This is a genomic window from Lebetimonas sp. JS138 (assembly GCF_000523335.1).
GTDB lineage: Bacteria > Campylobacterota > Campylobacteria > Campylobacterales > Nautiliaceae > Lebetimonas.
The window spans coordinates 801,039-814,596 of sequence record NZ_ATHT01000001.1 but is presented as its reverse complement, the minus strand read 5'-3'; the positions used below and the strand labels follow the sequence as shown (position 1 = coordinate 814,596).

12 protein-coding genes and 5 pseudogenes are annotated in these 13,558 nt (G+C 25.2%); 4 read left to right on the top strand and 13 right to left on the bottom strand.

Annotation, left to right across the window (positions count from 1 at the left end):
- Together DZ67_RS0104605 and DZ67_RS11280 are read right to left on the bottom strand one after the other, a co-directional pair.
- Entirely contained in the window at nt 1–1,737 is a 1,737-nt protein-coding gene (locus tag DZ67_RS0104605) for an ABC transporter ATP-binding protein/permease (protein WP_024791796.1), read from the bottom strand.
- Nucleotides 1,738–3,060, bottom strand: a pseudogene (locus DZ67_RS11280) (nucleotide sugar dehydrogenase). It abuts the gene before it with no gap.
- Between the two features lie 45 nt (nt 3,061–3,105).
- Here DZ67_RS11280 and DZ67_RS0104585 point away from each other — a divergent pair.
- The 4 genes from DZ67_RS0104585 (at nt 3,106) to DZ67_RS0104575 (ending at nt 6,643) form a co-directional block, all read left to right on the top strand.
- Nucleotides 3,106–4,236 (top strand): Wzz/FepE/Etk N-terminal domain-containing protein, encoded by a 1,131-nt coding sequence (locus DZ67_RS0104585; RefSeq protein ID WP_024791792.1) that lies wholly within the window; start codon nt 3,106–3,108, stop codon nt 4,234–4,236.
- 362 nt (nt 4,237–4,598) lie between these two features.
- Complete coding sequence (locus DZ67_RS10700; protein WP_201767418.1) at nt 4,599–4,979, top strand: sugar transferase; 381 nt, start codon at nt 4,599–4,601, stop codon at nt 4,977–4,979.
- Nucleotides 4,967–5,155, top strand: a complete 189-nt coding sequence (locus DZ67_RS11275; protein WP_201767441.1) for a sugar transferase — start codon at nt 4,967–4,969, stop codon at nt 5,153–5,155. The genes DZ67_RS10700 and DZ67_RS11275 overlap by 13 nt, the downstream gene beginning before the upstream one ends.
- A 303-nt stretch (nt 5,156–5,458) precedes the next feature.
- Nucleotides 5,459–6,643 carry an ATP-binding protein gene (locus DZ67_RS0104575; protein ID WP_024787502.1) on the top strand — a complete coding sequence of 395 codons (1,185 nt, stop codon included), beginning with the start codon at nt 5,459–5,461 and terminating at the stop codon, nt 6,641–6,643.
- 113 nt (nt 6,644–6,756) lie between these two features.
- Here DZ67_RS0104575 and DZ67_RS0104570 read toward each other — a convergent pair whose 3' ends face one another.
- From DZ67_RS0104570 to DZ67_RS10855, 11 genes and pseudogenes are all read right to left on the bottom strand, one after another.
- Entirely contained in the window at nt 6,757–6,978 is a 222-nt protein-coding gene (locus tag DZ67_RS0104570; protein WP_024787501.1) for a helix-turn-helix domain-containing protein, read from the bottom strand.
- Entirely contained in the window at nt 6,947–8,101 is a 1,155-nt protein-coding gene (locus tag DZ67_RS0104565; RefSeq protein WP_024787500.1) for a type II toxin-antitoxin system HipA family toxin, read from the bottom strand. Before DZ67_RS0104565 ends, DZ67_RS0104570 begins: the two co-directional genes overlap by 32 nt.
- 182 nt (nt 8,102–8,283) lie before the next feature.
- A complete protein-coding gene (locus DZ67_RS09835) occupies nt 8,284–8,631 on the bottom strand; it encodes a sugar transferase (RefSeq protein ID WP_330216780.1) in 348 nt (115 codons plus the stop codon).
- Between the two features lie 126 nt (nt 8,632–8,757).
- Nucleotides 8,758–8,964 (bottom strand): hypothetical protein, encoded by a 207-nt coding sequence (locus DZ67_RS0104555; RefSeq protein ID WP_024791791.1) that lies wholly within the window; start codon nt 8,962–8,964, stop codon nt 8,758–8,760.
- 77 nt (nt 8,965–9,041) lie between these two features.
- On the bottom strand, nt 9,042–9,317 hold the full coding sequence (locus DZ67_RS0104550) for a hypothetical protein (protein ID WP_024791790.1): 276 nt from the start codon (nt 9,315–9,317) through the stop codon (nt 9,042–9,044).
- A gap of 1,334 nt (nt 9,318–10,651) precedes the next feature.
- A pseudogene (locus tag DZ67_RS11270) lies at nt 10,652–11,031 on the bottom strand (3'(2'),5'-bisphosphate nucleotidase CysQ family protein); the annotation flags it as partial.
- A gap of 74 nt (nt 11,032–11,105) precedes the next feature.
- The gene (locus DZ67_RS11265) at nt 11,106–11,222 is read right to left on the bottom strand and encodes an adenylyl-sulfate kinase (RefSeq protein WP_442911234.1); all 117 of its coding nucleotides are present in this window, start codon (nt 11,220–11,222) and stop codon (nt 11,106–11,108) included.
- Nucleotides 11,223–11,233: 11 nt separating this feature from the next.
- A pseudogene (locus tag DZ67_RS11260) lies at nt 11,234–11,406 on the bottom strand (adenylyl-sulfate kinase); the annotation flags it as partial.
- An 862-nt stretch (nt 11,407–12,268) separates the two neighbouring features.
- A pseudogene (locus DZ67_RS0104530) lies at nt 12,269–12,493 on the bottom strand (phosphoadenosine phosphosulfate reductase domain-containing protein); the annotation flags it as partial.
- Between the two features lie 140 nt (nt 12,494–12,633).
- Nucleotides 12,634–12,979 (bottom strand): annotated as a pseudogene (locus DZ67_RS11255) (NAD-dependent epimerase/dehydratase family protein); the annotation flags it as partial.
- Nucleotides 12,975–13,514 carry a PDDEXK nuclease domain-containing protein gene (locus DZ67_RS10855; protein ID WP_236620019.1) on the bottom strand — a complete coding sequence of 180 codons (540 nt, stop codon included), beginning with the start codon at nt 13,512–13,514 and terminating at the stop codon, nt 12,975–12,977. The pseudogene DZ67_RS11255 and the gene DZ67_RS10855, both read right to left, overlap by 5 nt.
- Nucleotides 13,515–13,558: the final 44 nt, after the last annotated feature.

Here is a 13,558-nt window from a genome sequence, read left to right as displayed (position 1 = left end):
TTATACTATTAAACACTCTATGAAGTTTATTAGCTCTATTAAAAGTAGGAGTAACTTTATTTCACCATTTACTATTTTAACTATCCTATCACATCTATCAAGGGTTGAAAGTCTATGGGCTACTATTATCATAGTTTTATTTTCTCCTACTTTATATATTTCATCCATAATTTTTGCTTCTGTTTCATTATCAAGTGCACTTGTAGCTTCATCTAAAACTAAAATTTCAGGATCATTATATAAAGCCCTTGCTATTGCTATTCTTTGTCTTTGACCTCCACTGAGCTTTATTCCATTTTCGCCTATATGAGTATAAATTCCCTCGTGATGTTTTTCTAAAAAATCTAAAATATTGGCTTTTCTTAAAGCTTCTTTTACTTTTTGTTCATCAATCTTTTCTAAAAAAGCAACATTCTCAGCCACACTTCCATCTTTTAAATAAATCATCTGAGGAATATATCCTATTTTTTGCCTCCAAGATTTTATATTTTTTTCATTAAGCAGATTTTCATCTATAAATATTTTACCGTATTTTGGACGATAAAGTCCTATAATTAAATCTATTAAAGTAGATTTTCCACTGCCGCTCTCACCTACAATTCCTATCTTTTCACCTTTTTTTATTACTAAATTTATATCTTTTAAAACCTCTTTTTCTCCATAAGAAAAACCGACATTATCTAATTTTATCTCTTTTTTAAACTCTATCTTTTCATCCCCTAACTCTTCAGGCTCATAAATCAATTCATTATGCACTACATCTAATGATTTTGAATAAAAAACAATCTGATTATAAGAATAAAACACCCTGTTAACACTCGGAAGCAGTCTATAAAGACCTAAAACAAAAATACTAAGAATTGGAAGTGCCCCTCTTATATCCGTATGATATTTCAAAACTAAATAAATAATTATAAAAGCTACAAGTGAGAATCCAACCATTTCTAAAAAAAGTCTTGGAAATTGAGCAAGGGTTTGATTTTTAATATTAGCATTAGCAAATCCAAAAGAAGCAAAAGAAAATTTATCTAAAATTTCTTTATCTTTTGTTTTAAGTTTTATTATTTTAAAATTTCCAAAAGAGCTATTTAATATTTCATAAAATTTTGCCTGAAAAGTATCCCTTTCAATTCCGGCTTTTTTTATTTTTTTAGTAACAAATATTTTAAGAATAGCCACATTGATTAAAAGATATAGAGTTAAAAGCAAAGTCATTTTCCAGTTTACATATACAAGCATTGCATAAATAAAAATCATTACGAATATTTCACTTAGCATAAACAAAAAATTTGAAATAATGTTTATTACATTATTAGCATCGTTTATTATGCTTTTTATCATAAGAGAAGAATTTTTATTTATAAATTTTTCATAACTAAGCCCCATATAATTTTCAAAAAGCCTGTATGCTACCAAATGGTATCTTCCAAAAGAAAATCTGTTAAGCAAATAAAAATAAAATAGATTAATCACACTTCTTAAAATATAAAATATAATTAAAACAACTCCAAACATTACCACAAAATTAATTTCACTCTTAAAATGAAATAAAGTATAAAAATATTCAAAATATTTATTTGAATGAATCTCTTTAAAATCACTTGCAACACTAATAAAAGGCATAATAATACCGATTCCTATTGTTTCAATTAAAGAAACAAAAATAGAAAAAAGAAGCAAAAATAAAAGAAAAAGTTTATCTCTTTTTGTAAGAAGAAAATTAAGTTTTTTTAACAATTAAAGCCTTTTATCCACTAAACTTTTATCAAAAAAGCCTTTAATATCATAAATTGTGAGTTTTGGGTTTTGGGTTTTGAGTTGTTTTATTTCTTTTTCTATTTCTTTAAACTCATTATGTGCTACTGCAAGAACAATAGAATCATAATTTTTTAATTTTGTATTTTTTTGATTAAGTATGTAATTAACAAATCATTATTGTATTCTCTTTTTACCTCTTTTGGGTCTGCCCAAGGATCATAAACATCTACATTTATTCCAAAATCTTGAAGCTCTCTTATTACATCTATAACTCTACTATTTCTTATATCTGGACAATTCTCTTTAAATGTTATTCCAAGGATTAATACTTTGCTGCCTTTAATAGTATGTCCTTTTTGTATCATTAGCTTAATCACTTTATTCGCTACAAATATTCCCATATTATCATTCGTTCTTCTACCAGCTAAAATAATTTCTGGATGATATCCTATCTCTTTTGCCTTATATGCTAAATAGTATGGGTCAACTCCTATGCAATGCCCTCCAACTAATCCTGGTTTAAATTTTAAAAAGTTCCATTTTGTTCCTGCTGCTTCTAATACATCTAATGTATCAATTCCGAGTTTATCAAAAATTAAAGCAAGTTCATTTACAAAAGCTATATTTATATCTCTTTGTGAATTTTCTATTACTTTTGCTGCTTCTGCCGCTTTTATGCTTGGAGCTAAATGTGTCCCTGCTTCAATTATACTTGCATAAAGTTCATCTATCTCTTTTGCAATCTCTGGAGTTGAACCACTGGTTACTTTTTTTATTTTTGTTACAGTATGTTCTTTATCTCCCGGATTTATTCTCTCAGGTGAATATCCAACAAAAAAATTGTGAGTTGTGAGTTGTGAGTTGTGAGTTTGAAGAAAAAATACATTTTAAACCACTCTCTTTTTCAAGCTCTGGCACACACACTTCTTCTGTACATCCGGGATATACTGTAGATTCATATATTACAATATCATCTTTTTTTAATATTCTCCCAACACTTCTGCTAGCCATTATAAGAGGAGTTAAATCAGGATTTTTATGTCTATCTATTGGAGTTGGAACTGTTACAATATAAATATTTGCCTTTTTAATATCTTCTAAATTGCTTGTAAATTCAAGTCCATTATTTATTGATTCTTTTAGCTCTTCTTCACTTACTTCAAGGGTTCTGTCTATCCCCTTTTTAAGCTCTTCTATTCTTGTATGATTTATATCAAATCCTATTACCTTATATTTCTTGCTAAATGCTACTGCAAGTGGCAACCCTACATAGCCCAAGCCTATTACTGAAATTATTTTCATAATTAGCCTTTTTATTTAGTATAATACCATAAAAAAAGGCAAAGAATGGAAAAAAAAGAACCTCAGATAATACCAGTTCAATATATCCCTGTTAATCAATGCGAAGAAGATGAAATAGACTTAAAAGAGCTTATTAAAACAATCTTAAAATACAAAAAATTTATAATTATTTTTACTTTTATAGTTACTTTTTTAGCAGGATTATATGTATTTTTAAAAACTCCTATTTGGGAAATTCAAAGCTCTATTCTTATAGGACAGATAAATTCAAAACCAATAATATCACCTGAAAATTTAAGAGAATATTTAAGTTCAATTTACAAAGTTGAATTGGAAAAAAAATTCAAAAAAATGCCTAACGCTTATTTATCAGGCATTACAGTACCTAAAAAATCGAATTTATTTATCACTATTAAAATTAACGGACTTTCAAATAATTATGATTTAAAAAAATTAACAGAAGTGTTAAATACCATTCATAACGGATTTAGAGATAAAATAGAAAAATATAAACTTCAAAAACAAAATGAAATACAAAACATCCAATTTCAAATTCAAAAAATTAAAAATGTTACTGTTCCTAATATCAAAACTCAAATAAATTTTTTAGAAAATAAAATTAATTTAAAAAACAATTTGATTAATTATTATAAAAACCAAATAAAAGCAATAGCTCAAAAAATAAAATTTCTAAATGAAAATATAAACCAATACAAAAAACTTATAGATCAATTAATAAAATATAATAATAATAATAATAATATAAGTTCTAATTTAATTATTTCAAATAAAATAATTTCCTATCAAAACATGATTACTGATTACACCAATCAAATCAAAGATTTATCCCTTCAAAAAAATAAAATAATTTCACAAACAATACCTAATATTTACGACGATATTAAAAATTTGCAAAATAAAATCGATAATTTAAATAAATCTTTAAAATTTGATATCCCTCAACAAATTGAAAATCTAAAAAATCAAATAGTTCAAATTAACCTTGCCCTAAAAAATACTTTTGCAGCAAAAGAAATTGGCAAACCTCTAATGTTTGACCATCCAATAAAACCAAAGAAAAAATTGATAATAATATTAGCTTTTATTACAGGATTTATACTTTCAATATTTTTAGCATTTTTTATTGAATTTATAAAAGGTTTTAAAGAAGAATGATTGTTTTAGGGAGAAAAATATAAATTTATTGAGTTAGAAAAAGATTTACTTAAAAAAAAAGGATTCAAACTAAATTTTATTTCTTATAAAGAAAAAAATTCAGATGAAATTATAAAAAAAATAGAAAATGAACTAAAAAAAGAAAAATATAAATTAATTGTTCTAAACACAAAAGCGACTATTCCAAATGAACTAATAAAATATCTAACTTCGCTTGAGCTTAAAGGCATAAAATATATAACAATTGAAAATTTCCTTGAAAAATACCTTCATAAATTATACATTCCAAAAGAGATAAACGAAGCTTCTTTTCTTGAAAAAATAAAACCTTTTTCTAAAGACAATACATCCTAAAAAGAATAATGGATTTTTCAAAAGCTATCCCTCTTGGAATAATTTCACTTCCTATTATGATATATTCAGCTTATAGAATAAAAAAAGAATCCCCTGATGGACCTATTTTATTTAAACAGACCAGAATTGAAAAAAACAAAAAACCTTTTACCTGCTATAAATTTCGCTCAATGAGAACAGATATTGATTTTTTTAACCATTATACACAAAAAAACGATCCGAGAATTTTCCCGTGGGGTGCCTTTATGAGAAAAAGCAGGATAGACGAGCTTCCTCAGCTCTGGAATGTCCTAAAAGGTGAAATGCATATAATAGGACCAAGAGCCGAATGGGATGAACTTGTTAAAAAATATGAAAAGAGTGGTCTTATTACCATATACGCCATATAAACGCCCAGGGAATAACCGGCTGGGCACAAGTAAATTATCCATATGGCAAGAATCTTGAAGACACTTACCAAAAACTTATGTATGATTTATATTATATCAAAAACTGGTCTTTGTGGCTTGAAATTAAAACTATTTTTAAGACTATAAAACTGATGATTGGGAAGAAAGGGTTATAATTTTTTTAAAGACAATTTTTAATTAAACTTAACTTTTTCAATTTTTTCGCTTTTAACTTTTTCAAATTATTTAAAAAGTAAAATCCTGACCCTTATTTTTTCTTATTTTTATAAAACTTTCTTTCATTTAAAACCTTTTTTCTTTGTTAACAAGGATAATTATATCATATTTTGTCATTTTATAAAAGGATAAAATAACATTTTAATCAAAAAGTAAAGTCCCGACCCTATATACTTGACAGGTCAGACTTTGTTAAGTATAATAAACAAGTTAAAAATTAATTTGTTAACTAAAGGTTTCATATGATAAATTTTAAAAACAGATTTGCCAAACTTCTTTCAAATTTCTCAAAACCTTATAAAAGATATCTTTTTAAAAAAGTCGATTTTAGTGAAAAATTAATTGGAATTACAGGCGCAAGAGGTGTGGGAAAAACAACATTTTTACTGCAATATTTAAAAGAAAACCCCTTTCCCTTAAATAAAAAACTTTATATAAACGCAGAATTTTTAGAATACAGCTTTTTAAAACTCTATGATTTAGCAGAAGAATTTGAAAAAAAAGGCGGAAAAGTTTTAGTGATTGATGAAATTCATAAATATCCTAATTTTGAAAAAGACTTAAAATTAATTTATGACACCCTTGATTTACAGGTAATTTTTTCCGGTTCGTCCGCTATAAAACTCGAACATTCTAAAGCGGACCTTAGCAGAAGAGCGGTAGTTTACAAAATGAACAATTTATCTTTCAGAGAATTTTTAGAATTAAAAACAAATCATACTTTTGAGAGTTATCCGTTAGAAGAGATTTTGCAAAATCATGAAAATATTACATTTGAAATTATTTCAAAAATTAAACCGTTTGAATATTTTGATGAATATTTACAAAAAGGGGCTTATCCTTTTTATTTTGATAACAGCGAAACTTATTGTCTAAAACTTGAAGAAGCTGTAAATGCTTCTATTGATTCTGATTTGTCTTTAATTTTCGATATTAAACCTATAAACTTAATCAAACTAAAAAAACTGATTTATCTGATTTGTGTTTCTGAACCGTTTGAACTTAATATCACAAAATTATCTCAAAAAATAGAAATAAGCAGAAATTATTTATACCAGTATATATATTATTTAGAAAAAGGGGATATTTTTAATATTTTAAACTCCAAAACAAGAGGAGATGCAATTTTTGTAAAACCTCAAAAAATTTACCTTAAAAATACAAATTTAAATTATTGTTACTGCGAAAATTCAAAAACAGGAACACTTAGAGAAACATTCTTTGCTAATCAATTATATGAACACAAGTTAACCTATCCTAAAAATGGTGATTTTTTGGTAGATGAGAGGTATACTTTTGAAATTGGAGGGAAAAATAAATCATTCTCCCAAATTAAAGATGTAAAAAATTCTTTCATAGTTGTGGACGGTGTTGAAATAGGTCATCAAAACAAAATTCCACTTTGGTTATTTGGATTTTTATATTAAAATTTATAAAAATAAAAAATATTGAAATTAATTTAACATTCAACATTTAACATTTAACATTCATAACTAATCACTCATTTCAGTTAAAAAGTAAACTCCTGACCCTATAGTTTTTATCTTTTTACAAAAGGATTTTTTGGCTTAATATCAATAGTATAACCCAAAATTCCTAAAATCTTATCAAATGTTGCAACACTTATTTTAGTTAAATTTCCGTTTTCAAGTTTAGAGAGTGTCGCACGGGAAATATTAGCCTTTTTTGCCAATTCTTCCTGTGATAAATTTTTTTCTTTTCTTAATTTTTTAATTATTTTTCCAAGATCTGATAATATCATCTGTTATTTCCTTATTTTGCCAGCTATCAAGCATTCTTTTACCGATTATTTCAAAATGAGGATTATTAGAAATATATTCTTTTAAAAAAGAAATCCCTTTTTTTAAAGCTTCTTTACATTCTAAATAAAGCTCTTTTGCGTTATTTAAAAAACAGTATTTTTCTCCAAATTCAATCAATTCCTCATCATACCATTTTTTTCTTCCAAACATTGTAAGGGCAGGTTTGTCTTTAAAAATATAAGCAGTTGTAGTTACAACATCATAAGCAGGGGCAAGCCAAATTTTATTAAAATCATCGCTAAACAAAAGCCCAAAATTTTTAAGATGAGCATCTCCGTTTTTTAAAAAATAATTCATTACAATCATTTTAAAAAAAATCTCCATATCGTTTACATCACTAACATATTGATAAATTGTTTTTGCAACATGTTCGTAGCTTCCTGTATATTTAAAAATTTTTGTTTTATCCATAAGAGAAATTACTTCTTCAAATCCTATATTTTCACTGTCAAATCTTTCAATTACTAAAAATTTTTTATTTTTAGAAAGATATATCTTTGGAATTTTAATTCCGGCAAATTCTAATGTTTTTAAACAAATATATTCATTCTCAGCCAAATACTCAAATTCATCTCCCCAGGTTTTAATTATATAATTTTTAAATACAAAATTTTCTTTATCTTTTAAAACAGCCATAGTTTTTGGCTGAACCCCGGATATTGCATTTTTTTTCAAAAAAGTTTTTAATAAATAATTAAAAGTATCATTAGTATCATTTTTTAAAATATAATCTAATTCAAAATTTACATCAAAATCATTTGTTTGACCATATTTAATCCTCCCCTCTATATTCGGGGCCAAAATTGAAAAAAGCAAATAATCGTCTATATATCCATAATTTTTTGTTAAATAATTTTTAAAAACTTCAAACAAATACCCCTCTGGTAAAAAAGTATCAAAATAAGGGATTATTTCATTTTCTTTTATATAATATTTTTGAGTGTTTGGGAGAGAAAGAGAAATTGAATTTTCAATATCAAAGTTTTTATATTCTAAAATATACTTTTTATCTTCTTTATCAAAAGTTGCGATATGTTGTTTATGATGAAATATATCTATCATGATTTTACTTTTTGTTTAAATTACTTTACAAGTATATCAATTTTTTAATAAAATGTAAAGTATTTTATACATCTATTTAATCTTTCATTCCCTCCCCATACTCATCACTAATTTTAGTTAAAAAATAAAGTCCTGACCCTATTCATAACTCATAACTCATAACTCACCATTCAACTCATAACTCATAACTCTGTAACTCCGGGTTTGACAGATAAAAGTTTATTCACTATTTCTTTAGGAATATTATACTCTTCAAATTCTGACATTATATAAGGCCTAGGTCCCACTACACTCATATCACCTTTTAAAACATTTATAAATTGAGGTAGCTCATCAAGAGAAGTTTTCCTTAAAAATCTGCCTATGGGAGTAACTCTTGGATCATATGTTTTTAGTTTTCTGTATTTTTGCCACTCTTCTTTTGCCTGAGAATTTTTTTCTAAAAATTCTTTCAAAATTTTATCATTATTTTCATACATAGTTTTAAATTTATACAAATTAATTTCTTTTCCATTTAATCTAGTAAAAATAGAAAACGCAATGTCAAAAATTTATTTAGAATTTTATATTAAAACAATTGATAAATATCTTTTCCAAAGTCTCTTTGGATCTTGAATCAATCTATATAACCATAATATTATTTTTTTCATTTTCATTCACTTTGCTTTTTTTTCTATTTCTTCAAAAATAAAAATATCTTTTTTTATTTTGCACATTCTCTTATTAAATCCGGCATTAAATCCATACCTGCAATTCTGTCTTGATCTATTCCATAAATATTTTAATATCTTTTGCGGAATAACAATGTCAGCATTATCTACTACTTCTTTAAATTTTTTATCCAAATATGCTTCTATTAACATATGAACATTTGTTACACATACATAACTAGAAATTTTTTTTTCAGATAATAAAACTATATTTTTTATCTTTTAATTGTTTATAATTTTTTATTATATTTAGTATTTTCAAAAGCTTTTAACATAGTTATTATTCCCTTTTCTATAGACAATCTTCCAACATATACAAAATAATTTTCTCTATTTTTATATCCATTTCCAAAATCATCTACAAAATTAGATTTAACTAAAAATTTCTCTTCAGAAATATTCATATTAGAAGATAAAAATTTATTTTTTTGAAAATTCGTTAATGTTATAAATTTATCAACTTTGCTATGCCATGTTTTTATATATTTATGAATATTTGTTACCAAAGAAAGAGACTTAAAACCACAGGTATTTTAAATTTTTTTGCTACCCAAAATGAAACAAAAGGCAAAGAATTATATTTATTATGAACCATTAATATTTTCATTTTATAGTACATTCTTCCATAATTTTTTCATATATTTTAAAAGCTCTGTATTGTAAAAAAATGTATATAATATCTATTTTTATAGACACATTCTCTCTTAGAAAAAACGAAATAACAGCATCTTGTGGATTTCTAATTAATATAACTATGGGTTTATCTAATTTTAATGCTTTTAAAACATGACCTACTTCATGTCTATGACGTTAATAAACAATAATAAAAAACAAAAAAACCTATAAGTAATAAAAATATTATAATAAATTTTCTATCATAAAAAGTAAAAATATTTTTTCTTTTTAATTGATAAAAAAACAGAACAAATATTATAAAAACATTAACTAGACCTAATTCCCTTTATAACTTAATTTAGATAAATTTTCAAAAGATGAAAATGAATGTAATATTAATATTACTCTTTTAATTATCATAAAAAAATTATCAGGTTGCAAAAGACAGCTAAAATTAAATGATTTACAGATGCTAAAAATATAATAAATATAGAAAAAAAAACTAGCGTTTTATTTATATTTTTACTTATCAAAAAAAAAATAATAGGAAAAAAAAAAAAATATTAAGGTATTAGACATAATTATTTCGGTAATTATTTTTTTGATATTTTTTTCCCTATAAAAAGCAGTTTTTATATAAAAAAGTTCTATTTTTTATAGATAAAATTTTTAATACTAACAATCCACTTATTTTATGAAAATTTCTTAATTTTATTAAAGTTTCATTATTAAATGGTTTTCCATCATCATCCATAAGCCATAACCAATCATTTAAATTTTTAATTTCAAATTCTTTTTCCCAAGGTTCATTTAACTCTTTTGGAGGTAATTCTTGTATATACCCAAAGATTGGATAGTATGGTGTCTATCATCTTTTCCAATAAAAACCGGCACTCTTGCTGTAACCTCACTATCTTTAATTCTTTCAATTTTATGTACTAATATATTTTCAATTCTCTCATCATAGCAATTCCCATACATAGTAATTGTTATGAATAATTCTACAACTAATACTGAAATTGCTGAACCTATTTCTTGAAATAAGGGCACTATTATTAAGGATTTCTATTAAAATTAAGCATTGTCTGAATTCCAAAAATATTACTTAATCCAATAATCAAATATTGCGATATTTGATATGAATATAAAAATATTACATATCATAACACTGCTAAATATTTCATTAAGTTTTTCTTTATTATCAAATACATAATCAGTTGATATATGTGTCCCACTCCATAGTAGGAGCAAGGCGAGGATAAATATCTGCTTTTCCTTCTGCTACAAGACATAGTTTTAAGCTACTGCCAATAGAGATAAAATCATAGTCGATAGTTGATAGATCTTTTGTTTCTATTGGAAAGCTATATTTATAGTAAATTCTCCATTTTTTTTGATAAACTCTTTTGTCCCATCAAGTGGGTCTATCATCCAAAAATATTCCCAGTTTTTTCTTTTAAGTCCTTTTATAATTATATTATGAGATATTTTATCTGCCATAGTTAAAGGAGATTTATCATCTTTATATTCTACTTCAAAATCTTTATTATAAATATTTAAAACTTCTTTTCCTGCTTTTCTTGCTATTTCTAAAACATCATCTATATTAAACTCAAATTTGTTTTAAATATTTTATTATACTATTGTCTATCGTCTATTATCTAAAGTCTAAATATTTTTTATTTTTTAAATAATCTATTATTAAACTTACTGATGAAATAATATGGACTTAATGGTCTTTCATAAGGAGAATCAATTCCTGTGAAATTTTTAATCTCTCCATTTAAAGTTCCTATAATTTCTCTGGCCTTATATTATCTCCATCAAGTAAATATGTATGATATCTCATTTTATTCAGCTCATATTCTAATTCATTTGCAATAGTGCTCTTACCACTTCCACTTAACCCTGTAAACCAAAGGACACAGCCTTTTTGTCATTTCTTGTAACTTTATTAGGATGCCATACAATGTTTTTCATAAAAATCCTTTCCAGTATCCAGACTATAGACTCCAGACAATAGTCAATAAAAGCAATGCTTTGCCGTGCTGTTTTTTAAATTTTTAACATAGTTAAAAATACTATCGACTATCGTCTATTGACTATTGTCTATCGTCTCATTTAACATAATGTTTCTTTACATACTAGATACAAAACTGCAAACTGTAGAAACTGAATTTTTTTGAAGAGTTTGGATTAAGTGTCCTATTCTTCAGTCAATAGTTGTTTTACCACTTAGAGGAAGTCCTGTAAAAATTAAAAGGCTCAATTCTTTTTCTACCCCATCTTATTCTTTGCCATGCTTTTTCATGCCCCCAATATAACCCAACTTTTGCTATTGTTTCCAATAATCCACAATACTCATTGTAGTACCGGTAGCTATAAAACGCCAGCTAATCCCTTTTACAATTGAACGAATATTCTGTCTCTTTATACAAATCGAGACATCTTCTAATGCTTTATCAACTTTATACTCTTTTTTAGTTAATTTTCTAAAACTACACAGTATTGTTTGTAATTTTATCTATTAATATAAAAGCTCCTGTTCCTTTATTCTCTTCATACAAATCAAATGATTTACATCTTTTTTAAATAAAATTTTTGAAGTATAAATCTTTATATATTCTTCTTTATATTTAAAAGGTTCTTCCATCCATCCAAACTACAAATGCTTCAAAAAGATATAGAGTTTATTTTAAAACTACAATATTTTTAATTCCTTTAACTATTAATTCTATCTTTTTCTTTTCCATACTGCCTTCCTGATCTTTATCTATAAGTCATTTTAGGAAGAGTATCAGCATTTGAATTTATAGCCCCCGTTAAAGGATAACATCCAAGAGTTCCTTCTTGCTCCACCAATTATTGCATCAAAACCATATTTATTAAGTGCTTTTTTAAGAGCCTCTGTTTTCATTATATCAGTATGAACTTTACTTCCATGAATAAAAGGATTGATGTTCATTTCAATCCCTTCCGGGTTAGTATATACTAAAAGTTCCATTCCAAGCTCTTTTGCTCTTTTATCTCTAAACTCTATCATTTCGCGAAACTTCCATAATGAGCAAGTAGTCAGTCGTCGGTAGATTATTTTCTACTCTATATACCTTTTCAATTCCTTCTTTTAATGTTGTTTTATACTTGAATATAAAAATTCTCGCATTGGTTTGCCTTCTTTTGAACTTTTTTCCCCAATAACTAATAACGAATTACCAATAACAACTTTAGTCCGTATTTATATGCATTATAAATTACATTATTTTGAATTTGAAGATTTTCATAAATAAAATCTGCTCTATATGTATTATTAGCAATAATTCCCCCAACTTTTGCTGCTGCTAAAAATACTATTCAGGTTTTTCATTTTTTAAAAACTCCTCCACATCATTTTGATTTAATAAATCTAATTTTATCCATTTAACTTTATCATTTAAAGGCTGTCTGTTTCTATAAGTATTTTAATAATAGCACTTCCTACAAGTCCTGTCCCTCCTGCTACATATATTTTACTATTTTTATTCCAGAGTTTAAATTCACCATTTTTTAATTCAATTACTACAAATGAATGAAGTTTTAGATGATAAAACAATAAATTCTTGATTTTCTATTTCTAATTTATACTGCTTACCCACAAATGCAAACCCACTGCCAAGTTCAATTAAAAAATCTTTTATATTTTCAATTAAGGCATTTTCTAACTCTTTTTCTTTATAATCCTCACTAATAGTTGGCAAAGTATTATCAAAATTATTTACAGCTTTTTTTTGTTTATGATACAGGTCACTTTCTATTTGATGTATTAAAACATTCCTGCTAATTCCGTTTTTTAAAGTGTTTTCCACATAAAATATAGCTTCATTAATATCTTTACACTTTTGAATTATGACTATATTATGTCCCCATGGGATTTGAAACAATAAGGAAACAAGTTGTTTCCCTTTTTCATTATCCCAAAAATTTACCCATTGTCTAATAAATTTTAAATTTCTATAAGAAAATCCTTTTACATCAGGAAATGCTTTTGATAAATCTTTACTTAGATTTTCTAAAAATTTACTTCCCCATTTATAATTATTTTGAACTTCAATAATTTTTTTATTTAAATTTTAAATCTTTTTAAAATTATCAATTT

Bases quoted from the DNA above. Each gene is read 5' to 3' on its own strand.
- DZ67_RS0104555 (WP_024791791.1), bottom strand. From the start codon at position 8,964: ATGTTAATAGAAGCATATTTGGATAAAAAATTTAAAGAAGTAGTAGAT.
- DZ67_RS0104575 (WP_024787502.1), top strand. From the start codon at position 5,459: ATGATAAATTTTAAAAACAGATTTGCCAAACTTCTTTCAAATTTCTCA.
- DZ67_RS0104570 (WP_024787501.1), bottom strand. From the start codon at position 6,978: ATGATATTATCAGATCTTGGAAAAATAATTAAAAAATTAAGAAAAGAA.
- DZ67_RS10700 (WP_201767418.1), top strand. From the start codon at position 4,599: ATGGATTTTTCAAAAGCTATCCCTCTTGGAATAATTTCACTTCCTATT.
- DZ67_RS0104585 (WP_024791792.1), top strand. From the start codon at position 3,106: ATGGAAAAAAAAGAACCTCAGATAATACCAGTTCAATATATCCCTGTT.
- DZ67_RS0104565 (WP_024787500.1), bottom strand. From the start codon at position 8,101: ATGATAGATATATTTCATCATAAACAACATATCGCAACTTTTGATAAA.